Origin of the sequence: Streptomyces rimosus subsp. rimosus (assembly GCF_000720725.1) — a bacterium.
Taxonomy (GTDB): domain Bacteria; phylum Actinomycetota; class Actinomycetes; order Streptomycetales; family Streptomycetaceae; genus Streptomyces; species Streptomyces rimosus_A.
This window is the reverse complement of sequence record NZ_JOCQ01000003.1, coordinates 155,727-178,207: the sequence shown is the minus strand read 5'-3', so window position 1 is coordinate 178,207 and position 22,481 is coordinate 155,727. Positions and strand designations below refer to the sequence as shown.

Annotated in this window: 29 protein-coding genes; 12 read left to right on the top strand and 17 right to left on the bottom strand. The window is 70.8% G+C overall.

Annotated features, from left to right (window positions below):
• Nucleotides 1-71 precede the first annotated feature (71 nt).
• On the bottom strand, nt 72-332 hold the full coding sequence (locus IH45_RS0102825; protein ID WP_234440406.1) for a hypothetical protein: 261 nt from the start codon (nt 330-332) through the stop codon (nt 72-74).
• On the opposite strand from IH45_RS0102825, the gene IH45_RS1000000149685 reads away from it, so the two are divergent.
• The gene (locus tag IH45_RS1000000149685) at nt 265-456 is read left to right on the top strand and encodes a hypothetical protein (RefSeq protein ID WP_234440407.1); all 192 of its coding nucleotides are present in this window, start codon (nt 265-267) and stop codon (nt 454-456) included. The two genes, IH45_RS0102825 and IH45_RS1000000149685, sit on opposite strands and share 68 nt — an antisense overlap.
• Nucleotides 457-596: 140 nt before the next feature.
• Here the strand turns inward: IH45_RS1000000149685 and IH45_RS0102820 are convergent, their stop codons facing one another.
• From IH45_RS0102820 to IH45_RS0102810, 3 genes are read right to left on the bottom strand one after another with little or no spacing between them, the layout of a single operon-like run.
• Nucleotides 597-818, bottom strand: a complete 222-nt coding sequence (locus IH45_RS0102820) for a DUF397 domain-containing protein (RefSeq protein WP_030660676.1) — start codon at nt 816-818, stop codon at nt 597-599.
• A 27-nt stretch (nt 819-845) separates the two neighbouring features.
• Entirely contained in the window at nt 846-1,046 is a 201-nt protein-coding gene (locus IH45_RS0102815; protein ID WP_030660673.1) for a DUF397 domain-containing protein, read from the bottom strand.
• Nucleotides 1,047-1,055: 9 nt separating this feature from the next.
• Entirely contained in the window at nt 1,056-1,946 is an 891-nt protein-coding gene (locus tag IH45_RS0102810; RefSeq protein ID WP_030660670.1) for a helix-turn-helix domain-containing protein, read from the bottom strand.
• A gap of 174 nt (nt 1,947-2,120) precedes the next feature.
• On the opposite strand from IH45_RS0102810, the gene IH45_RS0102805 reads away from it, so the two are divergent.
• From IH45_RS0102805 to IH45_RS0102795, 3 genes are all read left to right on the top strand, one after another.
• The gene (locus tag IH45_RS0102805) at nt 2,121-2,552 is read left to right on the top strand and encodes an ATP-binding protein (protein ID WP_030660667.1); all 432 of its coding nucleotides are present in this window, start codon (nt 2,121-2,123) and stop codon (nt 2,550-2,552) included.
• Nucleotides 2,553-2,678: 126 nt separating this feature from the next.
• Complete coding sequence (locus IH45_RS0102800) at nt 2,679-3,683, top strand: C40 family peptidase (protein WP_030660664.1); 1,005 nt, start codon at nt 2,679-2,681, stop codon at nt 3,681-3,683.
• Nucleotides 3,684-3,892: 209 nt separating this feature from the next.
• A complete protein-coding gene (locus IH45_RS0102795; RefSeq protein ID WP_030660662.1) occupies nt 3,893-4,591 on the top strand; it encodes a phosphatase PAP2 family protein in 699 nt (232 codons plus the stop codon).
• A 76-nt stretch (nt 4,592-4,667) separates the two neighbouring features.
• Here IH45_RS0102795 and IH45_RS0102790 read toward each other — a convergent pair whose 3' ends face one another.
• From IH45_RS0102790 to IH45_RS1000000146135, 4 genes are all read right to left on the bottom strand, one after another.
• Nucleotides 4,668-5,471 (bottom strand): SDR family oxidoreductase, encoded by an 804-nt coding sequence (locus tag IH45_RS0102790; protein WP_050514473.1) that lies wholly within the window; start codon nt 5,469-5,471, stop codon nt 4,668-4,670.
• Nucleotides 5,468-5,818, bottom strand: a complete 351-nt coding sequence (locus IH45_RS0102785; RefSeq protein ID WP_030660656.1) for an antibiotic biosynthesis monooxygenase family protein — start codon at nt 5,816-5,818, stop codon at nt 5,468-5,470. Before IH45_RS0102785 ends, IH45_RS0102790 begins: the two co-directional genes overlap by 4 nt.
• Before the next feature lie 98 nt (nt 5,819-5,916).
• A complete protein-coding gene (locus IH45_RS0102780) occupies nt 5,917-7,503 on the bottom strand; it encodes an FAD-binding oxidoreductase (protein WP_030660653.1) in 1,587 nt (528 codons plus the stop codon).
• A gap of 151 nt (nt 7,504-7,654) precedes the next feature.
• On the bottom strand, nt 7,655-7,858 hold the full coding sequence (locus IH45_RS1000000146135; protein WP_078897160.1) for a hypothetical protein: 204 nt from the start codon (nt 7,856-7,858) through the stop codon (nt 7,655-7,657).
• Between the two features lie 146 nt (nt 7,859-8,004).
• Here IH45_RS1000000146135 and IH45_RS0102775 point away from each other — a divergent pair, with 146 nt between their 5' ends.
• Nucleotides 8,005-8,991 carry an SCO4651 family lipoprotein gene (locus IH45_RS0102775; protein WP_030660650.1) on the top strand — a complete coding sequence of 329 codons (987 nt, stop codon included), beginning with the start codon at nt 8,005-8,007 and terminating at the stop codon, nt 8,989-8,991.
• Nucleotides 8,992-9,157: 166 nt separating this feature from the next.
• Nucleotides 9,158-9,352, top strand: a complete 195-nt coding sequence (locus IH45_RS0102770; protein ID WP_030660648.1) for a hypothetical protein — start codon at nt 9,158-9,160, stop codon at nt 9,350-9,352.
• Nucleotides 9,353-9,451: 99 nt separating this feature from the next.
• On the opposite strand, the gene IH45_RS0102765 is transcribed toward IH45_RS0102770, so the two are convergent.
• Nucleotides 9,452-9,853 (bottom strand): metal-sensitive transcriptional regulator, encoded by a 402-nt coding sequence (locus IH45_RS0102765; protein ID WP_030660647.1) that lies wholly within the window; start codon nt 9,851-9,853, stop codon nt 9,452-9,454.
• A gap of 194 nt (nt 9,854-10,047) precedes the next feature.
• Between IH45_RS0102765 and IH45_RS0102760 the strand changes: the two genes are divergently transcribed.
• On the top strand, nt 10,048-10,668 hold the full coding sequence (locus IH45_RS0102760) for a DUF47 domain-containing protein (protein ID WP_003983068.1): 621 nt from the start codon (nt 10,048-10,050) through the stop codon (nt 10,666-10,668).
• Between the two features lie 6 nt (nt 10,669-10,674).
• Nucleotides 10,675-11,673, top strand: a complete 999-nt coding sequence (locus IH45_RS0102755; protein ID WP_030592178.1) for an inorganic phosphate transporter — start codon at nt 10,675-10,677, stop codon at nt 11,671-11,673.
• Nucleotides 11,674-11,812: 139 nt separating this feature from the next.
• On the opposite strand, the gene pstB is transcribed toward IH45_RS0102755, so the two are convergent.
• The 4 genes from pstB to pstS form a co-directional block, all read right to left on the bottom strand.
• Complete coding sequence (gene pstB, locus IH45_RS0102750; RefSeq protein ID WP_030660633.1) at nt 11,813-12,589, bottom strand: phosphate ABC transporter ATP-binding protein PstB; 777 nt, start codon at nt 12,587-12,589, stop codon at nt 11,813-11,815.
• Nucleotides 12,590-12,623: 34 nt separating this feature from the next.
• Nucleotides 12,624-13,703 carry a phosphate ABC transporter permease PstA gene (pstA, locus tag IH45_RS0102745; protein WP_030660630.1) on the bottom strand — a complete coding sequence of 360 codons (1,080 nt, stop codon included), beginning with the start codon at nt 13,701-13,703 and terminating at the stop codon, nt 12,624-12,626.
• The gene (gene pstC, locus IH45_RS0102740; protein ID WP_030660627.1) at nt 13,700-14,695 is read right to left on the bottom strand and encodes a phosphate ABC transporter permease subunit PstC; all 996 of its coding nucleotides are present in this window, start codon (nt 14,693-14,695) and stop codon (nt 13,700-13,702) included. Before pstC ends, pstA begins: the two co-directional genes overlap by 4 nt.
• Nucleotides 14,696-14,810: 115 nt before the next feature.
• On the bottom strand, nt 14,811-15,938 hold the full coding sequence (gene pstS / locus IH45_RS0102735) for a phosphate ABC transporter substrate-binding protein PstS (protein ID WP_030660625.1): 1,128 nt from the start codon (nt 15,936-15,938) through the stop codon (nt 14,811-14,813).
• Nucleotides 15,939-16,192: 254 nt separating this feature from the next.
• On the opposite strand from pstS, the gene IH45_RS1000000150570 reads away from it, so the two are divergent.
• From IH45_RS1000000150570 to IH45_RS0102720, 3 genes are all read left to right on the top strand, one after another.
• Entirely contained in the window at nt 16,193-16,315 is a 123-nt protein-coding gene (locus tag IH45_RS1000000150570; RefSeq protein WP_267885116.1) for a hypothetical protein, read from the top strand.
• 207 nt (nt 16,316-16,522) lie between these two features.
• Nucleotides 16,523-17,548 carry a C40 family peptidase gene (locus IH45_RS0102725; RefSeq protein ID WP_030660622.1) on the top strand — a complete coding sequence of 342 codons (1,026 nt, stop codon included), beginning with the start codon at nt 16,523-16,525 and terminating at the stop codon, nt 17,546-17,548.
• Between the two features lie 451 nt (nt 17,549-17,999).
• Nucleotides 18,000-19,442 carry a PP2C family protein-serine/threonine phosphatase gene (locus tag IH45_RS0102720; RefSeq protein WP_030660620.1) on the top strand — a complete coding sequence of 481 codons (1,443 nt, stop codon included), beginning with the start codon at nt 18,000-18,002 and terminating at the stop codon, nt 19,440-19,442.
• An 84-nt stretch (nt 19,443-19,526) separates the two neighbouring features.
• Here IH45_RS0102720 and IH45_RS0102715 read toward each other — a convergent pair whose 3' ends face one another.
• From IH45_RS0102715 to IH45_RS0102700, 4 genes are all read right to left on the bottom strand, one after another.
• On the bottom strand, nt 19,527-19,868 hold the full coding sequence (locus IH45_RS0102715; protein ID WP_030660617.1) for a DUF2516 family protein: 342 nt from the start codon (nt 19,866-19,868) through the stop codon (nt 19,527-19,529).
• 97 nt (nt 19,869-19,965) lie between these two features.
• Nucleotides 19,966-20,565, bottom strand: a complete 600-nt coding sequence (locus tag IH45_RS0102710) for a hypothetical protein (RefSeq protein ID WP_030660615.1) — start codon at nt 20,563-20,565, stop codon at nt 19,966-19,968.
• Between the two features lie 34 nt (nt 20,566-20,599).
• Nucleotides 20,600-21,013 carry a helix-turn-helix domain-containing protein gene (locus tag IH45_RS0102705; protein ID WP_030660611.1) on the bottom strand — a complete coding sequence of 138 codons (414 nt, stop codon included), beginning with the start codon at nt 21,011-21,013 and terminating at the stop codon, nt 20,600-20,602.
• 187 nt (nt 21,014-21,200) lie between these two features.
• Nucleotides 21,201-21,719, bottom strand: a complete 519-nt coding sequence (locus IH45_RS0102700; RefSeq protein ID WP_030660607.1) for a hypothetical protein — start codon at nt 21,717-21,719, stop codon at nt 21,201-21,203.
• Between the two features lie 126 nt (nt 21,720-21,845).
• Between IH45_RS0102700 and IH45_RS0102695 the strand changes: the two genes are divergently transcribed.
• A complete protein-coding gene (locus IH45_RS0102695) occupies nt 21,846-22,406 on the top strand; it encodes a hypothetical protein (RefSeq protein WP_030660604.1) in 561 nt (186 codons plus the stop codon).
• Nucleotides 22,407-22,481: the final 75 nt, after the last annotated feature.

Genomic DNA, 22,481 nt, shown 5'->3' with positions numbered 1-22,481 from the left:
GGCCGGCCGGGCGGCGGCGGGCGCCGCGGCACCGGCGTCCCGCGGCCCGGCGGCCCGGGCGGTACGGCGGGCTACACGGCCATCCCGTACACGATCGTGAACAGCGTGCCCAGCGAGCCGATGATGAAGACCCCGGTCAGGCCCGCGACGATCAGGCCCTTGCCCTGTTCGGCACTGAACGTGTCGCGCAGCGCGGTGGCGCCGATGCGCTGCTTGGCCGCGCCCCAGATCGCGATGCCCAGGCAGAGCAGAATCGCTACTGCCATGACCACTTCGATCATCACGCGTGCTTCGTTGCCCAGTGTCCCGAACGGACCCCAGTTCGGGGCGATTCCGCCAATGATGGTGGTGATGTCGCCCTTTTCGGCCGCCAAGTACATGTATGAACTCACCGCCCCTGATGCGTGGTTGCGCAACCCGCGCCACACGGTGCGGGCCGGCCTCTATCTTCGCTGACAAAACCGCCATCGCATGTCGACTTGGCGGCTTTCTTTGACGGATCCCGTGGGGATTGCGTGCATACGGGGACGCGCGGCGCTCCGGGGCCCATCGACGTGACCGTGTGTATCACGGCCGATCACCTCAGGCAATCGCCCCTAAAGCCCCACGAAGTGGTCGAACTCACCGGCTTTCACCCCGAGGACGAACGCGTCCCACTTGACGCGCGTCGTCACCACGACGTTGTCCGGCTCGGTGTTCGTCCGCAGGTAGACGTGGTCGTCGTCCCCGAAGGCGACCTCGATGTACTCGGGCGCGCTCTCGTCGTCCGTGGCCTTCTGCCAGTCGAGGTCGGCGGGGATGGGCGGGGTGGGAGGCATGGCTTCCTTCGTCGGGCTGAGGGCCGGTCAGCGGCGGCCGGGCGCGCAGCGGTCGGCCTTGACGGCCCGGAGGAACGCGGCCCAGCCGGGGGCGGTGGCCCGCCCGACCGCGCGGGGGTGGTCGCTCTCACGGTAGAGGACCGGCCCGCCGGTCGGGGCCGCCACCTCTAAGCAGTCATCCTGGGCATGTGTGCTGAACGACGACTTCTGCCAGATCAGCTGCGGCATGGTGATTCCTTACTGCATGGCGTACATGAGGTGATGGATCAAGGTCAGGGAGTCCCGGCCCTCATGAGACTCGGGCCTCGCATCGGGGTCAACAGGCGGCAGCGCCAGTTCGGTCAGCTTCGTGAAGATCGCGGAGTACCTGCCGACGTACTGGTGGTCGTGGAGCAGAACGGAGCCGAGCGGCTGCTCCAGCCTGACCGTGTCGAGTTCCCGCGTCGGACCGCTGAAGAGAGCGAAGGGGCGGCTGTAGGCCGAGAAGCCACCGGCGGAGAACGGGAAGACCTGCACGGTGACGTGTGGCAGACGCGCCACTTCGATGAGTCGGCGCAACTGTCCGCGCATGACCTCGGCGCTGCCGACCAGGGTGTGCAGCGCGCCCTCGTGAATCACCGCGTGGTAGGGCGTGCCCGGCTCCTGTTCGATGAGGCGCTGGCGGGCCAGGCGGAATTCCACGCCACGGTCGAGAGTTTCGTCCGCGACTTCGTCCGCCGCCATCACGCACATGGCCCGCGCGTAGTCGGCGGTCTGGAGCATGCCGGGTACGGCTGACGACTCGTGCATACGGACGCGCGTGGCGCCGGCCTCCAGTTCGGCGAGGTCGAGGGCGGGCTGCCCCAGCACGCCGCGATATGTGTCCCACCACCCCCTCCCCCGATCCTGTGCCATCGCCATCAACCCCTCGAACAGCGGCCCCTCCGCGCAGCCGTAGGAGCGCAGGAGGTTGTAGAGGCCGTTGCGGGGGACGTCGACGCGGCCGGTCTCGATGTGGCTCACGCGCTGGCGGTCGGCGTCGATCACAACGGCTGCCTGGTCGCCGGAGAGGCCCGCGGCGAGACGCAGTTTGCGCAGCTCGGCGCCCAGGCGCCGTTGGCGCTCGCTGGGCCGGGTTCTGGGAGCCATGGGTTCCTCCTCGGTGTCGGGCCGCAGTTTGGCGCGATCTCGTGGCAAAGGGGCACGGTTGGGGCGGGCTGCCACTCGTCCGAGGGAGATTGCAGGGACTCAGTTGCAACTACTTCAACCGCGTCCCTAGCTTCGATGCCACCGGACCACCCCGTGACCCGAGGAGGCCACGCCATGTGTCCCACCACCGAGGCCGCACACCCGTCGCACACGCTGTGCGACTTCTCGCTCGTCTTTCCGCCGGATCCGGGGTGGGTGCGTACGGCCAGGGACGCGGTCGGAACGGCCTTGCGGGCCGCCGGGCGGTCGGACCTGGCGGACGCCGCGCTGCTGCTGACCTCCGAGGTGGTGACGAATGCCGTCAACGCCTGCCGCAGCAGTGGCTGTTCGGAGCCGGTGACGCTCTACGGGGAGTGGCCCGCGCCGGCCACCCTGCGGGTGCTGGTGCACGACGGGGCGCCGGGCCTGCCGGTCAGGCGGTGGCCCGCGGGTGACGCGGTGGGCGGCCGGGGGCTGTACCTGGTCGGCGCGTGCGCGGGCGAGTGGGGGGTGTGCCGCCACGGGCCGGGGCGCGGGAAGTCGGTCTGGTTCGAGCTGGGGGAGTGAAGCGGGGCGGGGGCGCGAGCCCCGGGCGGCCGTCGGGGGCGCGGAATCGGGCCGGTACGGCCCGGTGTGGCGAGGTACATGCCCAAAACGGCGGTGAAACCCGCCCGTTTGGGGGAGGGTTGTGGGGTGCGCAAATACTGGGTGGCGGGTGGGCTCGGGGTCGGGCTGGTGCTCTGTTTCCTCGCGCTGCTCGTGGTGGGCGTGTACTCCGCCGCCGCGGGCCTGGCGGGCGGCGCGGGGCGGGCCGTGGGGCTGGCGAAGGGCGCCGTGCCGGCCGCGTACCAGCCGCTGGTGCAGAAGTGGGGCAACCTCTGCCCCGCCATCAACCCGGCGCTTCTCGCCGCGCAGCTCTACCAGGAGAGCGGCTGGAACCCCCGGGCGCAGAGCCCGGCGGCGGCGCAGGGCATCGCCCAGTTCATCCCCGGCACGTGGCAGACGCACGGCGTGGACGGGAACGGGGACGGCCGGCGGGACGTGTGGGACCCGGCGGACGCGATCCCGTCGGCGGCGTCGTACGACTGCGAGCTGGCGAAGTACGTCAAGGACGTGCCCGGCAATCCCGCGCACAACATGCTCGCGGCGTACAACGCGGGCGCGTACCGCGTCATCAAGGCGGGCGGGGTGCCGGCGATCAGCGAGACGCAGAACTACGTACGGATCATCACGACCCTCGCGAAGAGCTTCGAGGCGCCGGTGGGGCGGGTCGCGCCGTCCCGGCAGGCCGCCTCCGCCATCTACTTCGCCCAGGAGCAACTGGGCAAACCGTACCTGTGGGGCGGCAACGGCACACCGGAGGACAACGGGCGCTTCGACTGCTCGGGGCTGACGAAGGCGGCGTACCACACGGTGGGGATCGAGCTGCCGCGCGTCGCCAACGACCAGTGGAACGCCGGGCCGCATCCGAAGCGGGACGAGCTGCTGCCGGGGGACCTGGTGTTCTTCGCGCACAACCTGAACGACCCGCGCTCCATCCATCACGTGGGGATCTACGTGGGCGGCGGGTACATGATCAACGCGCCCTACACCGGTGCGGTGATCCGGTTCGACAAGATCGACAAGCCGGACTACATCGGCGCGACCCGGGTGACCGAGGATGGCGCGAAAGCGCTGCCCAGCGCGAACGCTGCGTGAACATGGGGCCCTGAACTGCGGACATCAGTCTCTCTTCGGTAACGTCCTGGTGATCATCCGGTAGAAGGTGGAACGGCTCGGATGCGCATCGCGTTTCCTGGACGTGGAGACATGGCGGGGCCGTGGAAAACCGGCCACGCCCGACGACCACGGGGGTTGGCAGCACTCACACGGCGCTCGCGCGCGCGAAAGGTAAGGGGCCGCGGCAGATGGCTGGACTCGCAATGGACGGGTCGAACCCCGATGTGGACGTGCTCGACGGCATCAACGGCCTCGCGAAGGACGCACCGCACTGGCTGAACCGCGCCATGGAGTACATCGGCGAGTACGGCATCATCGCCGGGCTCGCGGTGCTGTGCCTGATCGCCTGGTGGGCCGCCCGCAAGCGGCCGGACGCGCCGTCCGCCGTCGCGGGCCTGGTCTGGGCGCCGCTGGCGGCCGGTATGGCGCTGCTGGCCAACATCCCGATCCGGGCGGTGGTGGAGCGGCCCCGGCCGTTCAAGGACCACGCGGGCCTGGAAGTGCTCATCCCGGGCAAGAGCGACTTCTCGTTCGTCAGCGACCACGCGACGCTGACCATGGCGGTCGGCGTCGGCCTGTTCATCGCCCACCGCAAGTACGGCCTGATCGGGATCGGGCTCGCGCTGCTGGAGGGGTTCTGCCGGGTCTACATGGGCGTGCACTACCCGACCGACGTGATCGGCGGCTTCGCGCTCGGCACGGCGGTCGCGCTGCTGCTCGCGCCGGTGGCGCTGGCGCTGCTGGTGCCGGTGGCGACCGCGGTGGGCCGCTCGCCCGGCTGGTGGCTCATCCGGACCGGTGGCCCGGCACCCCGCGCGGTGTCCGGGCCGGTGACGGCCGTACCGCCGGTGTCCCACGCGGAGCGGGACGAGGACCTGGCGGCGTAGGCGAGGGCGTCACACGCAGCGGGGGGAGGAGCGGGCCACGGCCCGGTCCTCCCCCCGCTGCATGACGGCGGTCGGTTCACAGGTTCAGGCGGCGGAAGGCAACCGGCTGGTTGAGGCCGCCGGCGACGGGGATGCAGGCGCCGTTGAGGAACGCGGCCTCGTCGCGGGTCAGCATCCCGATCACGCCGGCGATGTCGTCGGGGGCCCCGGTCCGGCCGCTGGGCGTCAGCGCGGCCAGCGCCGTCGGGATCGCGGGCGGGAGGTGGCTGCTGGCTTCGGTGGCGACATAGCCGGGGTGGACGACGTTGACGGTGACTCCCGGCCCGGTGAGCTCGTCGGCGGCGTAACGGGCGTACGCGGCCAGCGCGGCCTTGCTGACGCCGTTCGCGGTCATTCCGGGAGCGCAGGGGCCCTCGGCGTGGAGGGACCCGATCAGGATCATCCGGCCGTATCCCCGTTCGAGCATGCCCAGGGCCAGGGCCGTGACCAGCCGGTGCGTGGCGGCGATGTCCTGGCCGACCTTGGCGGCCAGCTGCTGCGCCGGCAGTTCGAGGAGGGGAGCGCGCGGGTAGGGAGCGGCGGCGTTGGCGACGAGGATGTCGACTCCGGTGGTGATCCGGGCGACAGCCTCGATCAGTCCGCCGGCGCTCTCGGGGGCCGTCTCGGGCGCGGTCAGATCGAAGGGGACCGCGTGGACCGGGACCTCGTGCTCCGACTGGAGGCGGCGTGCCAGATCGTCGGCGGCCGCGCGGGCGCTGCGGTAGGTGACGATCACGGTGGCGCCCATGGCGGCGAGAGCTCCGGCGCCTGCCGCGCCGATGCCCCGGCTGCCGCCGGTGATCAGGGCGGTGCGGCCGGACAGCGGCCGGTGGGCGGTCACGCCTGCTGCCCGTGGGGGTGGTGGACCGAACGGACCCGTACGAGGGTCGGGTCGAATGCCTCCGCGATCGCCGCCACTTCGGTGATGTGCCCGCGGACGTCGGTGCGCTGCAGTGCTTCCTTGTACAGCTCCTCACCGGCCCACTGCGCGTAGTTGACGACGCGCCGGCCGTCCAGGCTGACGTGCAGGTTCGCGGAGACGAAGCCGGGCACGGCGAGGAACACGTCGCGGGTCGCCCGGTCGAGGGCGTCGGCGAGCTCGGTCTGCCGTTCGGGCGCGACGGTGAAGACGTTCACCAGGGTGATCAGGTCGGCGTCGGGGGAGATCGTGGTGGTGGGGGTGCTCATGGCGGGTGCTCCCAGCGTTCCTCATGTCAGGAGTTTGACATCGAGGACTGTATGGATGCCCTCTGTTGGTGTCAAACTCCTGACATAGGAGGTCTCGCTCACAACGCCTGCGGAAACGTCCTGAACAGCCCGTTCGGGTCGTACTGCTGCTTCAGCTTGGTGAGCCGGTCCGCGGCCGGGCCGTAGTACGCCTTCTTCCAGTCGGTCAGCGCCGCGTCCGTGTAGTTCTGGTACGCCGCGCCCGACGCGTACCGCCGCATCGCGCCGTGCACGCTCGTCAGCCACGCGCTCTGCGCGGAGCCGGAACCGCCCGCCTTCCAGGACGCCAGGTACTGCGCGAGGAAGCGCGAGCGGCGGTGCACGAAGGCGGTGTCCGTGGGGCGCGCCCGGTTGATCGCGCCGCCCAGCGCGGTCAGCGACGCGTTGCCCGCCACGCCCTTGCGGCTCGCCGCCTCGATCTGGCCCAGCAGGGCCCGCATACCGGCCGCGTCGAGCGAGCGGTCGAAGAAGTCGGAGCGGGCGGCGTACGTTTCGCGGGCGAGGGTGCCGGAGGCGCTTCGCCCGGGGACGGCGCCCGGCAGGTGGCACTGCTCGGTGCTCTTCGAGGCGCAGCCCGCGTACGACTCCATCGCGTCCAGGTACGAGGTCGGCGTCAGGCGCACCGACTTCGCGGGGCCGGGGCCGCCCGCCCGGTCGGCCAGCTGGTCCACGGCGTTCTGGAGGTCGCCGTACGAACCCAGGGAGAACGCCGCGACGGCGACGGAAGGGGTGCCGCCGGGGTGGGCGTCCAGGTGCAGTGACGACCATATTTCGCCGGGCTGGGCGGGGCCCCACTCCTGCCAGGAGCGCAGCACGGCGGTGGCCTTGGACCAGGGCCAGGTCAGGTACGCCATGACCGAGCGGGGCGCGGCGTGGGTCTTGAAGCGGAGTTCGGTGACGACGCCGAAGTTGCCGTTGCCCGCGCCGCGCAGCGCCCAGAAGAGGTCGCTGTTGCGCTCGGCGTCGCACTCCACGGTCTTGCCGTCGGCCGTGACGAGGCTGGCCCCGACCAGGCTGTCGCAGGTCAGGCCGTACGCGCGGGACGCCACGCCGTGGCCGCCGCCGAGGGTGAGGCCGGATATGCCGACGGACGGGCAGGAACCGCCGGGGATGGTGACGTTGTGCTTGCCCAGGCCCTCGTAGACCTCGATGAGCTTGGCGCCGGCGCCGATCCGGGTGACGCCGCCGGACGGCGCGGAGACCGAGTTCAGGGCCGACACGTCGACGATCAGCGCGCCGTTGCCGCTGGACCAACCGGCGTACGAATGACCCCCGTTGCGTATCGCGACGGGGGCGGCGTAGCGGCGGGCGAAGGACAGGCACTCGGCTATGTCGGCCGGATGGCGCACATACGCCACGGCCGCGGGCTTCAGGTTGTCGAAGCGGGTGTTGTACAGGCGCCGGGCGGTGTCGTACGCGGCGTCGCCGGCCTGGATCAGCTTGCCGTCCAGGCTCTTGCGCAGCGCCGCCCAAGACGCCTTGTCTGCCGGGCGCTTGGCGGCCTGCGACCCCGCTGTCAGGCTGACGCCGCCGGGCGACGGGCCGGTGCCCGGCGGGCTCGCGTGGCCGGAACCGCCGCCGCAGGCCGCGGCGAAAGCCGTCGCCGTGAGCCCACCGCCGGCTGCCAGAATCGTGCGCCGCTTCATCGTGAACTGCCCCTTTTGGGACCCCGTGGGGGTCCGCGCGCCGTGGATGACTTCCCTCTACCCAGATGGGGCGGGAGGCGCGGGAGGTTCCAGGGCGTGACCTACGGGTGTTCGGGCGGGCCGCGGCGGGCCCGGCCGCGAAGGCCGGCGCTCACCCCGTCGCGAGGTGCCGCTCCGCGTCCGTACGCGCCTGGGAGCGGGCCCGGCGGGCCGGGCCGTGCCAGCCGCAGCTGCAGCGGGCCAGGCAGAAGGAACCCCGTTCGACGGTGGTGGTCCGGTGGCCGGGCGGCCCCGCGGACTCCGGTACGGGCCCTGAGGACTGCGGTATCTGCTCTGCCGAGGCTCGGTCGTGCACGGCGCCACGGTACGCGCCGCAGGTGTACGGGCGTGACGAAGCGGCCTGAACGGTCGTTGAACGGAACGGGTCGGGCTGCTCCGGGGCAACCGGAACATCTCGGTCCGGAACTTCACGAGCAGAGCGGCCGAGGGGGCTCGTACGCGATGGTGGTGCAGGACAGGCGAGGCGGCGCTGTCGCGGCCGCCGCGTGCGGGGTGGGGCTGGCGGTCGCGCTGTTCACGACGGGCTGCTCCTCGAACGGGGCGGCGGCCGACGACCAGACCTCGGCCGGCCGCTTCGCAGACGGCCCGGTGGGCGGGTCCGCGGCCGGGCTGCCCTTCACCGACCGTGCCCGCCCGCCGGGCGCCCGTTCGTCCACCGGCGAGCCGGACCCGGCGGGCCCGTCCGCCGCCGGGTCCCCCGCCGGCCGTACGGACTACGCGGCGGCCCTGCGCGCCTGCGCCGACGCCCTGGTCCGGGCCGGCTCCTCCCGCGTACGCACGGACCTGGAGACCACCAGCGGCGGCACCCGCATCGCCATCCGTGGCATCGGCGGCCACGACTACCGCAAGCGCACCGGGCAGCTGAACGTACGCCTTCCGGACACCGGCGACGGCCGCGGCGCGGACCGCACGATCACGGAGATCCTCACGCCGGGCGCCCTCTACATGAAGAACCGCGGTGCGGGGGTGCCCGCCGACAAGTGGGTGCGGGTGGACACCGCCTCGCTCGCCGACGGCAACCTCGTCACCGGCGGCGCGACCGACCCGATGGCCGCCGCCGAGCTGCTGCGCGGGGTGCGCGAGGTGACGTACGAGGGCCGGGAGCGGCTGGACGGCGCCTGGGTGCGGCACTTCAGCGGGACCACACACATCGGCTCGGCCGCGCGGGCGGCGTCCCCCGGGTTCCGGCCCGCGCTGACCGCGGCGGAGAAAGGCTTCACCACCGACGTGGTGGCCTTCGACGCGTATCTGGACGATGCCGGGCGGCCGCGCAAGGTCCGCCAGCGCTTCCGCTTCGCCAACGGCACCACGGGCGGGACGTCGGTGACCTCCACCACCACCCTGCACGGCTTCGGCGCGCCGGTCCCGGTCCGGCTGCCCGACCGGCGCGACATCTACACGGGCCGGGTCACCGCCGACGGCGGCTGAGATCCGCCGGCCGGCGGAAGCGGCCTCCACCGGGGCCGCCGGCGGATGGCCACGGTGTGTGCGAACCGGCGGAAATGGTCCGTCCGTGCCATGCGCGGAGCGTGCGCCCGTACCTACGCTGGGCGTAACCACCAGAAGAGTGGGGAGGCGCTCGAAGGAGGAGGTGTTGTACGTGGCCGGACACCGCAACTCGACGGTTCAGGACCACGTGGCCCTCGTCGAGATCGACCTGACTGGTGAGTTGATGATCGCGGCGGCCGCCGCGAGCGAGGATCGGCTCAGCTCGGACCGTATCGACGAGGTGCTGGACGTGGACGCGGACCGCGCGCGGCCGGGGCCAGGGCCCGGCAGCCGTACGTGACGGGGCGGCGGCACCGTGCGCGGCGGCGCGCGGCGGCCGTGCGCCCGGCACCCGCGGCCGGGCGGCCGGAGCGCGGAAGCGGGCGCCCGGCGGCCCTTCTCAGGTGCGCAGCATCCGCTCGATCGCCTTGGTGGCTTCCTTGACCTTCTCGTCGATGGCCTCGGGCCCCTTGACGGCGGCGTCGGCGACGCAGTGCCGCAGGTGCTCCTCCAGGAGCTGGAGACCGAAGGACTGCAGGCCCTTCGTACTCGCCGAGACCTGGGTGAGTATATCGATGCAGTACACATCTTCCTCCAGCATGCGCTGGAGGCCGCGGATCTGGCCCTCGATCCGGCGCAGCCTCTTGAGGTGCGCGTCCTTCTGCTGCGCGTAGCCGTGGATGCCCAGATCGTGGTCCGTGACGGCGTCGGGGTCCGGCCGGAAGGCGGTTTTCGGCCCCTCGGCGTGGCAGGCCGCGGCGGCTGCGGTGCTGCCGTCGGTGTCGGCGTCCGTGGTCGTCATGGCCATCTCCCGTGGTACGTAGGCGGTCCATATACCCCTAGCGGGTATATGTTACAGAAATTCGCGGGCGCGGGCGGTCCCCCGTGCAGAGCATGCTGCCCGATGGGCGACACTGAAGGAATGCCGGTTAGCTGTGGCTGGATGATGCGCCTAGCATCAACTCGACCGAATCCGATGCACCCCGAGGATTTCACGTGCGCTTTCGTCTGACCCCCAGGGAGACGAGCTTCTACGACATGTTCGCCGCGTCCGCGGACAACATCGTCACGGGCTCCAAGCTCCTGATGGAACTGCTCGGGGCGGACGCCTCCGCGCGGACAGAGATCGCCGAGAGGATGCGGGCGGCGGAGCACGCGGGGGACGACGCGACCCACGCGATCTTCCACCAGCTGAACTCCTCGTTCATCACGCCGTTCGACCGCGAGGACATCTACAACCTCGCCTCGAAGCTGGACGACATCATGGACTTCATGGAGGAGGCCGTCGATCTGGTCGTCCTCTACAGCATCGAGGAGCTGCCCAAGGGCGTCGAGCAGCAGATCGAGGTGCTGGCGCGGGCGGCGGAGCTGACCGCCGAGGCGATGCCGAACCTGCGGACGATGTCCAACCTCACCGAGTACTGGATCGAGGTCAACCGTCTGGAGAACCAGGCCGACCAGATCCACCGCAAGTTGCTCGCGCACCTGTTCAACGGCAAGTACGACGCCATCGAGGTGCTCAAGCTCAAGCAGATCGTGGACATCCTGGAAGAGGCGGCCGACGCCTTCGAGCATGTCGCCAATACGGTCGAGACGATCGCGGTCAAGGAGTCCTGACCTCCGGTGGACACCTTCGCGCTCATCGTGACCATCGGGGTCGCGCTCGGCTTCACGTACACCAACGGCTTCCACGACTCCGCGAACGCCATCGCGACCTCGGTCTCCACGCGGGCGCTGACCCCGCGGGCGGCGCTGGCGATGGCCGCGGTGATGAACCTCGCCGGCGCCTTCCTGGGCAGTGGGGTCGCCAAGACGGTCAGCGAGGGGCTGATCTCCACGCCCGAGGGCTCCAAGGGGATGGGCATCCTCTTCGCGGCCCTGGTCGGCGCGGTGGTCTGGAACCTGGTCACCTGGTACTTCGGACTGCCGTCGTCGTCCTCGCACGCGCTCTTCGGCGGCATGGTGGGCGCCGCGCTGGCGGGCGGTACGACCGTCTACTGGTCGGGCGTCATAGAGAAGATCGTCGTCCCGATGTTCCTCTCGCCCGTGATCGGCCTGGTCCTCGGCTATCTCGTGATGGTCTTGATCATGTGGCTGTTCCGGAAGTCCAACCCGCACAAGGCCAAGCGCGGCTTCCGTATCGCGCAGACGGTCTCGGCGGCCGGCATGGCGCTCGGGCACGGCCTCCAGGACGCCCAGAAGACCATGGGCATCGTGGTGATGGCGCTGGTCATCGCGGACGTCCAGAGCGCGGGCGACGCCATCCCGGTCTGGGTGAAGATCGCCTGTGCGCTGACCCTGTCGCTGGGCACGTACGCGGGCGGCTGGCGCATCATGCGCACGCTCGGCCGGCGGATCATCGAACTGGACCCGCCGCAGGGCTTCGCGGCCGAGACGACCGCGGCGTCCGTCATGTACACCGCCTCGTTCATGTTCCACGCGCCGATCTCCACCACCCACGTCATCACCTCGGCGATCATGGGTGTGGGCTCGACCAAGGGCACCCGCGCGGTGCGCTGGGGCGTCGCCAAGAACATCGTCATGGGCTGGTTCATCACCATGCCCGCCGGCGCGGCGGTGGCCGCCCTGAGCTACTGGTGCGTCCACCTCGTGTTCGCATGACGTGACGCGGCCCGCGGGCCGTACGCACGTGTGGGCCCGCCCTCCGGAACCGGAGGGCGGGCCCTCGTCCTTGCGGTGGCACCGCCATGCAGCACCGCAGGACGTACGGGGCCGGTCGGCGCGGGACGCGCGGGGCCGGTCAGCCGAAGCGGCCGGAGATGTAGTCCTCCGTGGCCTGGACCGACGGATTGGAGAAGATCCGCTCGGTGTCGTCGATCTCGACCAGCTTGCCGGGCTGCCCGACGGCGGCCAGGTTGAAGAAGGCCGTACGGTCCGAGACGCGCGCCGCCTGCTGCATGTTGTGCGTGACGATGACGATCGTGAACCGTTCCTTCAGCTCGCCGATCAGATCCTCGATGGCGAGGGTGGAGATCGGGTCGAGCGCCGAGCACGGCTCGTCCATCAGCAGCACCTGCGGCTCGACCGCGATGGCGCGGGCGATGCACAGCCGCTGCTGCTGGCCGCCGGACAGGCCCGAGCCGGGCTTGTTCAGCCGGTCCTTGACCTCGTTCCAGAGGTTGGCGCCCTTGAGGGACTTCTCCACCACGTCGTTCAGCTCGGACTTCTTGTACGAGCCGTTCAGCCGCAGGCCCGCCGCCACGTTGTCGAAGATCGACATGGTGGGGAACGGGTTCGGGCGCTGGAAGACCATGCCGACGGTACGGCGCACCGCCACCGGGTCCACGCCGCTGCCGTACAGGTTCTCGTCGTCCAGCAGCACCTTGCCCTCGACGCGGCCGCCGGGGGTGACCTCGTGCATCCGGTTCAGGGTGCGCAGGAACGTCGACTTGCCGCAGCCCGAGGGGCCGATGAAGGCGGTCACCGAGCGGGGCTCGACGGTCATGGAGATGTCGTCGATGGCCTTGTGGCTGCCGTAGTAGGCGGAGAGGCCGCTGACGTCGATTCGCTTGGCCATGGAAATCACTGCTTCTTTCGTGCGCTGGGGAAGGTCAGCGGCCGGTCTTGGGGGCCTTCCAGCGGGCGATGCCGCGGGCCACCAGGTTGAGGATCATGACGAAGGCGATGAGCACCAGGGCCGCGGCCCAGGCGCGGTCGTAGGAGGCGTCGGAGCCCTGCTGCCACTGCTGGAACACATACAGCGGCAGTGACTGCTGGGCGCCTTCGAAGGGGTTGTTGTTGATCGTCTTCGCGCCCCAGACGAGCAGCAGGACGGGCGCGGTCTCACCGGTGATACGGGCGACGGCCAGCATCAGGCCGGTGGTGATGCCGCCGATCGAGGTCGGCAGGACCACCTTGAGGATGGTGCGCCACTTCGGTACGCCGAGGGCCAGCGACGCCTCGCGCAGCTCGTTGGGCACCAGCTTGAGCATCTCCTCGGTGGAGCGGACCACCACCGGCATCATCAGGATGGCCAAAGCCATCGCGCCGGCGAAGCCGGACGGGCCGAAGCCGAGGATCAGGATCCACACCGAGAGGATGAACAGGCCGGCGACGATCGAGGGGATGCCGGTCATCACGTCGACGAAGAAGGTGACGGCCTTGGCGAGCCTGCCGCGCCCGTACTCGACCAGGTAGATGGCGGTGAGCAGGCCGATCGGCGCGGCGATCAGGGCGGCGAGGCCGACCTGCTGGAGGGTGCCGATGATCGCGTGGTAGATGCCGCCGCCGGGCAGCGCGTCGGGCAGGGTGCCCATCGAGTGGCTGAGGAAGTAGCCGTCGAGGACCTTGATGCCGCGCACGACGGTCTCCCAGATGAGGGAGGCCAGCGGGACCACGGCCAGGACGAAGCAGATCCACACCAGGCTGGTGGCGAGGCGGTCCTTGGCCTGCCGTACGCCTTCGACGGCGGCGGCGAGCACGTACGTACCGAGGATGAACAGCAGCGCGCCGATCAGCCCCCACTGGATGCGGCTTTCGAGGCCGGCGACCAGGCCGATGCCGCAGCCCACGGCGACCGCGGCCACGGCGATGGCGGCCGGAGCCCAGCGGGGCAGCCGGGGCTGCTTGAGGGAGACCGGGAGCGGGGCGCTGTCGGCGACCGGCCGCCGGGTGGTGACCGTGTTACTCATGCGTTGGCCCCCGAGTACTCCTTGCGGCGGGCGATGATCAGGCGGGCCGCGCCGTTGACGAGCAGCGTGATGACGAAGAGGACGAGGCCGGAGGCGATCAGGGCGTCCTGCCCGAACTCGTCGGCCTCGCTGAACTTGCTGGCGATGTTCTGCGCGAAGGTGCCGCCGCCCGGGTTGAGCAGGCTGACGTTGATCAGGAAGCCCGGGGACAGCACGGTGGCCACGGCCATCGTCTCGCCGAGCGCGCGGCCCAGGCCGAGCATCGAGGCGCTGATGACGCCGGAGCGGCCGAACGGCAGCACCGACATGCGGATGACTTCCCAGCGGGTCGCGCCGAGCGCGAGCGCGGCCTCCTCGTGCATCTTCGGAGCCTGGAGGAAGACCTCGCGGCTGACGCTGGTCACGATCGGCAGGATCATGATCGCGAGCAGGATGCCGACGGTGAACAGCGCGCGGGGGGCCTGGTCGTCGTAGGAGAAGATCCCGGTCCAGCCGAGGTAGTCGTCCAGCCAGCTGTAGAGGCCGGTCAGGTGCGGGACGAGGAAGAGGGCGCCCCACAGGCCGTAGATGATGCTGGGCACCGCGGCGAGCAGGTCGATGACGTAGCCGAGCGGGGAGGCCAGCCTGCGCGGCGCGTAGTGCGAGATGAACAGCGCGATGCCGACCGCGACCGGGACCGCGATGACCATCGCGATCACCGAGCTGACGACGGTGCCGAAGGCGAGGACCGCGATGCCGAACTTCGGCTCGGGGCCCGAGGTGTTCCACTCGAAGAAGGTCAGGAAGTTCGCGTGGTCACCGGAGATGGCGATCACCGAGCGGACGGTGAGGAAGGCCGCGATGGCGGCCATGATCACCAGGAGGGCGATGCCGGAGCCGCGGGAGAGGCCGAGGAAGATCCGGTCTCCGGGGCGTACCGCCTTGCCGGACACCGAGGAGGCGGGCGGCGCGGACGGTGGTGGGGCGCTGGATATCGAGGGTGCTGAATTCATGGTTTCTCCGGTCTGCGGAGCCCGGCGGGGGCTCCTGGCGCGGCGGTGCACCGGACGGGCGGCGGCCGGCGCCAGGTCCGACAGGGCCTGGGTGCGCGGGCCGCCGCCCGGTGGGTCAGGAGAGCGCGGAGACGGCCGAGCGGACCTTCTCGGCGATCTCGGTCGGCAGCGGCGCGTAGCCCAGTTCCTTCAGGGCGTTCTGGCCGTCCTTGCTGGAGATGTAGGTCAGGAAGGACTTGGTGGCGGGCAGCGTCTCCGCCTTGTTGCCCTTGTCGCAGGCGATCTCGTACGTGACGAGGGTGATCGGGTAGGCGTCCTCGGCCTTGGTGGTGTAGTTCAGCTTCAGGGCCAGGTCGCTGCCCTGGCCGACCTGCTTGGCCTCGGCGATGGCCTTGGAGGCGTTGTCGACGGTGGCCTCGACCGGGGCCTTGGCGCCGGTGTTCAGCTTCACCGTGCTGATCTTGCCGGCCGTGGCGTACGACAGCTCGAAGTAGGAGATCGCGCCGCTGGTCTGCTTCACCTGCGAGGACACGCCGGCCGAACCGGACGCGGCCTGGCCGCCCTTGCCCGCCCACGTCTTGGCCGGCTCGTGCTTCCAGGCGTCGGGCGCCGCGCCCTTGAGGTACTTGGTGAAGTTGTCGGTGGTGCCGGAGTCGTCCGAGCGGTGGAACGCCTGGATCTTCAGGTCCGGCAGCTTCGCCTCGGGGTTCAGCCTCTTGATCGCCTCGTCGTTCCACTTGGTGATCTCCGAGTCGAAGATCTTGGCGAGGGTCGGGGCGTCCAGGACGAGGCTGTCCACGCCGGGCACGTTGTAGCCGACCGCGATCGGGCCGCCGACCATCGGCAGGTTGACCGCCTGGCCGCCCTTGCAGATCTTCTTGGACTTCTCGACCTCCTCGGGCTTGAGCGCCGAGTCGGAGCCCGCGAAGGCGGTCTGGCCCTGGAGGAAGGTGGTGATGCCCGCGCCGGAGCCGGTGGGCTGGTAGTTGATGCTGGTGTCCTTGCAGGCGCCCGCGTACGCCTGCACCCAGGCGTCCATGGCGTTCTTCTGCGCGGAGGAGCCGGAGGCGAGCAGCTTGCCCTTGCCCTCGCACTTGATGTTGCCGGTCTTCGCTGCCGACGCCGCACCGCCGCCACCACTGGTGTCGTCGGAGCCGCACGCCGACAGGGTCAGGGCACCGGTGACGGCGAGAGCGCCGACGGCGAGGGCGCGAACCCGGTTCTTGCGCTGCAGCTGCTTCACTGTCGTGAGTTCCTTCCTGGGGCGCGCCGCTTCTTCGGCGTGCGGTGGAGACAGGTGTGGTCACCGGGACGGTGACCCCAGGGGTCACCTGGAGGGCGACCCGATGCCGGTCACTGTGCGGCGGCCGGAGCGGTGGAACAAGGGCCGCCGGAACCGGTTGCCCGGTGGCCCAGCAATGCCGTGCCGCGCTCGCCCCGAAGGAGTGGCGCGCCGCTCGGTACGGCCGAAATTAGGCAGATCAGGTGAAGCTGCCGATGGAGGAGAGTGAACGTGGGGTGAACCTCGGCCGACAGCTGGGGGCGGCGTTCGTACTGCCCGGAATCCTCGGCGTCGCCCTGTCGGATTACCCGTCGGTATGGCAGCATCCGCGCCTGTAGGGGTGCACGAATCGGTGCGGATCAAGCCGGAGGTGGCTGGTGGGGCGGCAGGGGGCAGGGCGGGGTATTCGCGGTGTGTACGGCATACGGGATGTACGGAGCGCCAAGGGCACGGCGGGGGCGACGGGCACGGCGCTGCGGACCGGTGCGCCGAGGCGGTGGGGTACGGGGAGCCGGCCGGGCGCGCGGGGGCTGCGGGGCGCCGTGGTGGCGGCGACGGCCGTGGTGCTGGGCGTGACGGGGATGCTCGCCGGGACGGCGCCGACCGCGTACGCGGACCCCGCGCCGACCGTGTCCGAAAAGCGCCTGGAGGAGGTCCGCACCCAGCTGGAGAACCTCTACCGCGCGGCGGAGCAGGCCACCGAGGCGTACAACGCGGCGAAGGAGCAGGTGGATCTCCAGCAGAAGGAGATCGTCAAGCTGGCGCAGAACATCGACCGGACGCAGCGGCGGATGGACGACCTCAAGCGCCAGGCGGGCGCGCTGGCCAGCGCGCAGTACCGGGGCGGCGGCATTCCCGCCGAGGCCCGCCTGATGCTCAACAAGGACCCCGAGCGCTTCCTCGACGACGCCACGCTGGTACGCAAGAGCCAGCACGCCGCCAACGACCTGATCGCTCAGCTCGGACGCACCAAATCCGCCTTGGAGGGCTACTCGCAGGACGCCACCGACCGCTGGGAGCGGCTGGAGGAGAACCGCCGGAAGAAGGAGGCCGCGCAGCTCGACATCCGCAAGAAGGTCGAAGCGGCGCAGGAGCTGGAATCCCGGCTGGCCGCCGAGGAGAAGGAGCGGCTGCGGAAGCTGGAGGACGCGCGGGCTCTGCTGGAACAGCAGAAATGGCTGGATTCCGGTGTCCTGAAGGACATCAACGCCCATGCCTCGGCGGCCGGCAAGAAGGCCGTGGCGTACGCGACGGCGCAGATCGGCAAGGACTACGTGTGGGGCGCCGAGGGCCCGGACACCTTCGACTGCTCCGGGCTGACCATGCGCGCCTGGGAGGCGGCCGGCAAGGCCGTTCCCCGTACCTCGCAGGAGCAGTGGCGGCAGCTGCCGCGTATCGACATCAAGGACATGCGCCCCGGTGACCTGATCATCTACTACGGCGACGCGAGCCACGTCGGCATGTACGTCGGCGACGGCGCGATCGTGCACGCGCCGCGCCCGGGACGGCAGGTCACGCTCGCCGGTGCCGGGTCGATGCCGATCCTCGGGGTCGTGCGGCCCGACAAGTGACGGGCGCGGGGCGGGGCGAGCGGGGCGAGCGGGGCCGTGCGGAGAGCGCCGCGACCCCGCCCCTGTCCCCGTAGGGCGACACGGTTCACTTGTCTCCGTAGGGGCACGGTTCACTTGTCCCCGTAGGGCGGTACGGTTCACTGTCCTCTACAGAGCGTGACACACACGTGCGTTTCGTCACGGTGCGTGGAGGGCTGACGTGCCGTTCACGAGGTGATGTTCGTCATTCCGCAGTCATCCTTTCCCAGGTCAAACCGCCTGTGGCGGACGGCATATGCCAACGGCGGGGTGCCGTCGGCCATTCCGCAGCCCTCGGCGCTAGCGCTATGGTCGCGTTTCGGTGCCCGGTGGCGCACCGCCCGGACCGACCGCCGGGCGGCGGCGGAACCGGGCACAGTGGCGCGCCGTTCGGCGGGCCCGCGCACCCTCGGGGGAGGGAAGGAAGCAGAGCATGTCCGTACCGATACCGCGCCAGCGGACGGCCGTGCTGCCGCACGAGGCAGCGCCGGCGGGCGACGCACGCGACGACGCGGCGCGCGCGGACGGGGCGGCGGCGGAGCCGGCGGACACCCCCACGGCCGCCGCGGAGGCCCCGGCCTCGACGGAATCCCCCGCCCCCGGAACCGATGCCCCTGCCGACGCCCCTTCTCCCACGGCATCCCCGGCCATCCCCGCCCGTCCCGGTGACGGCGGGCTGACCCTGCTGCTCATCGGCGAGGACCCCTCCAGCTCGGTGCCCGAGATGCGGGACTGGGAAGGCCGCCGGGTCCGCGTCCGTACGGCCCGTAACCTCACCGAGGCCGAGCGGCTGCTCACCGACGACGTGCACTGCATCCTGCTCGATCTGGCCCCGGAGGGCGCGCCGGAACGCGCGGACCGGGACGGCCCCGCGCCGGAGGAGGGCGGCGGACGCGACGAACTGGGCGCCCTGCGCGCGGTCCTGCGGATGGCCCCCGCCCACGCCGTCCTCGTCCTGACCGCCGAGGCCGACGCCGAGCGGGGCGCCGAGGCGGTCCGCGTCGGCGCGCAGGACTACCTCTTCCGCGACGAGCTGGACGGTTCGGTGCTCAGCCGGGCCGTGCGGTACGCCGTCGAGCGCAAGCGCGCCGACCTCGCGCAGCGCCAGCTCACCGAATCCCGGATCCTGGCCCAGGAGAACCGGCGCCTGGAGCGCGGACTGCTGCCCACACCCCTCCTGGACGGCTCCGACCTGCGCTTCGCGGCCCGCTACCGCCCCGGCCGCAGCCGCGCGCTGCTCGGCGGCGACTTCTACGACACGGTGCGCACGCCCGACGGCACGGTCCACGCGATGATCGGCGACGTCTGCGGCCACGGCCCCGACGAGGCCGCCCTCGGCGTGGAACTGCGCATCGCCTGGCGCGCGTTGACCTTCGCCGGCCTGTGCGGTGACGCGCTGCTGTCCACCCTCCAGAAGGTCCTGGAGAACGAGCGCGCCGACGACGAGATCTTCGCGACGCTGTGCCTGGTGGACATAGCGCCGGACGGGCGCCACGCCGGTGTCTGCCTGGCCGGCCACCCCGCGCCCCTGCTGGCCCGCTCCGGCGGCGCGCCGCGACTGCTCCCGTACGAGGAAGGCGGCCCGGCCCTCGGCCTGCTGCCGCGCGCCCGCTGGCCGCGCCGCCAGGTCGTGCTGGGCGGCTCCTGGAGCCTGATGATGTACACGGACGGCCTGATCGAAGGCCGCATCGGCGAGGGCAGGGAACGCCTCGGCCAGGAAGGCATGGCCGAACTGGTGGGCCGTCAGATGGCCGCCGGACTACGGGGCGAGCAGCTGCTCGACGCGGCGGTCACGGAGGTGCGGAACCTCAACGGCGGGGAACTGACGGACGATGTGGCCGTACTCCTGCTGGACCGGGGACGGGTGCGGAGCTGACGTACGGGCTCTGTCGCGGCCGTGGCCAGGGCCGGAGTCGGGGCCGCGGCCGGGGCCAGGGCCGGGACCGGGGCCGAAACCTTTCTACCGCCCGTTGAACGGCCCGTACGGCCCGTCCGAACTCGACCCGCCGCCGCGGCGCGGGCCCCGGCCGCCGGAGACCCCCTTGACCGCTGGCCGTACGTCGACCGTGTAGACGATCACCGCGATCAGCCCGATGATCGGCAGGAACGACATCAGCGGCAGCAGGAACAGCAGCGCCGTGGCGATCACCAGGAAGATCAGCCACATGCCCTTGGTCTGCTTGTCGGCGGCCCGGTAGGCGTCCTCGCGCCGTACGGCCGCGTCCACGAGCATCGCGGCGGCGTACACGGCCAGGGCCAGCTGCACCCAGCTCAGCACGTTCTGGAATCCGTAGATCAGCACTGCCACCACCCGTTCGACTCGGTCCGTCGCCGCCCCACCGTACCCGGAGAACGGGCCGGACACGCGGCGCGTGCCCGGCCCGCGGCCGCCGGATGCGTTACTTGCCGGTCTCGCTCGACGGCGTGGTCTTCTTGGCCGTCGTCTTCTTCGTGGCGGCGGTCTTCTTGGCGGCAGCCGCCTTCGCGTCGGTGCCGCTCGCCTCGTCGGAAGCCGCCACGCCCTCGGAGCCGGGCTCCGTCACGGGCTCCTGCTTGGGCTCCGGCTCGATCGCGACCGCCAGGTCCTCGGTGGCCTCGGCGGTCTCGGACCGCCACGTCTGCACCGCGTTGCGGCCGCGCTCGGCCATCTCCTCGTAGCCCTCACGCGCCTTGACGGCGGCCTCGGCCGCCCGGCCCACGCCCTGGAGCACGAGGTCCTGCGTCTGCTGGCTCAGCTTCTTGAAGTCGGCGTCGAGCAGGCTCAGCTGCCGGGTGATCCAGTCCTGCGCCTCCTTCGCCTCCTTGCTGACGCGGTCCTGGACGGTCTTCGGGTCGGTGTTGCGGACGGCCTCGAACCGCTTGGGGGCCTCCTCGCGGATCTTCTCGACCAGGCCCGGGATCTCCTTGGCCTTCTCGGCGGCGAAGTCCACGGTGCCGGCGATGGCGTACAGCGGAGTCGGGTCGGTCAGCGCCTTGCGGACGTCGTCGGTGATGGCCATGGCGTGGTTCCTCCTGGAATCGGTGGTCGGTCGCTCAGGTGGCGTGCGGGTCACCGTCGGCCTCTCGGGCGTCCGCGGCGGGCGTGCCGCCGCTCCCGCTCCCGTGTCCGTTCTCCTTGCGGAAGGACTCGTAGATCTGCAGCAGCACCTGCTTCTGCTGCTCGGTCAGCGCCGGATCGGTGAGGATCGCGGTGTGCACCTCGACCCCGTCCACCTTCCGCTCGTCGAGGATCCCGGCCTGCACGTACAGCGTCTCGGCGGAGATCCGCAGCGCCTTGGCCAGCTGCTGCAGGATGTCCGCGCTCGGCTTGCGCAGCCCGCGCTCGATCTGACTGAGATACGGGTTGGACACCCCGGCGGCATCCGCGAGCTGCCGCAGGCTGAGCTGCGCATTGCGCCGCTGCTCCCGCAGGAACTCGCCGAGGTTGCCGACGTTGAGTGATGCCATACCCCGATGGTGCGGCATCGTGCTAACTATTGCAAGCGGGTGCTAGCAAAAGTGGTTGTGTCGGGGTGGGGGCGGAGGCTTCACCGGCGAAGCCGGCTGTCCGGTCCCAGCAAAAGCGACCATTCCCCTGGAACTGATCGACGAAGTGATCGAATCCCAGGGGTTCTGGCTATGCGGACTCTCGGCGCTAGAGAGCGGCGCTGAGACGTTCGATGACAGTCCGAGCCGACTCTTCGGAGCCAGCGGCAGCGGCGGCGGTTACCGCGCCGGTGGCAATGGGCGCGAAGTACCCCTTCAACGCTGCCACCGCGCGGCGGATCCTTCCACGGTCCGGTTCCGCCTGGACGACCTCGTTCAGGACCTCTTCACCGGCGGTGGCTGCATCTTCGAGGTCTTCCTCGGAGACACCCATCGCGGGCAGTTCGCGCAGGGCGTCGACCACGGCCTGAGCGATAGCTTCGAATCCGGGCGCGATCTGCTGCTGGCTCTGTGTCTGATGGGCAACTGCGTTACCCCAGGCGAGCTGGGCACCGTTGACGTCTCCGTGGATCACGGGCCCGTTGAAGATGTTGTTGCCGCCGAAAGACACTCCCGAGGTGTCTGACTCGACCTTCGCCGTGACCGGGTGCTTGTCCATCTCGCGCTGGATCTCTCGCATCATCCTCCTGATGCCTTGCTTGTTGACCTTGAAACCACCACTCGCCATTGTTGTTCTCCTGCTGTTGGTCGCCGCCCCCTCTCTAAATTCTGCCGGAAGCCACTGACAAACGGGGCACCGTCAACCTCGAAGGCGCCGGGCAACTCAGGGGCCTCGACGCGGTACCACTGGGCCGTGGCGGGCGTCCTCGTGGTGGCCGGTCTGCCTGCCGGGCTCTGGCTGGGGTCGGTCGACCTGCTCGTCGCCGCGGTCACGGCGCTCGTGTGCGTCCTCGTCCTGGCTCGTATCGGCCGTCCGTGCAGCGTCACCGTGACGGAGAAGGAGGTCCGGCACCGCGGCATCCTCGGCAGGGAGCTCCGCATTCCCGCGGGGACATCGCCACGGTGCTCTACGCCCCGCACCTCGACGTCGGTAACAATCAGCGCGCGGGACTGGCTGGCCCTGCTCGATGAGCAGGACAGGCCGCTGCTCCGGCTCACCAGCCTGAACATCTGGTCGCGGGAAGGGAGCAAGCAGGTGCGCAAGGCCGTGGGCGGACCCACCGTCGACACGCTCCACATGCGGGCTGCCACGTTGCGCCTGCGCTACCCGGAAGCGATGCCCTACCGCACGGCCCATGCCGGCATCTTCGGCGGCGTCTTCCCCGATGTGGATGTCCGAGACGGTGAAGTCTTGGCCCCGGACGCAGCCTTCCGCCCGGGAAGCCTTGGGCAATCATCGCGTGATCCTGCATAGCGGCCACTGGCCCGATCTGCGCCCGGCTGTTCGCCCAGCGAAAGCCAGCACAGGTCTACCCGGACGCAGTTGATG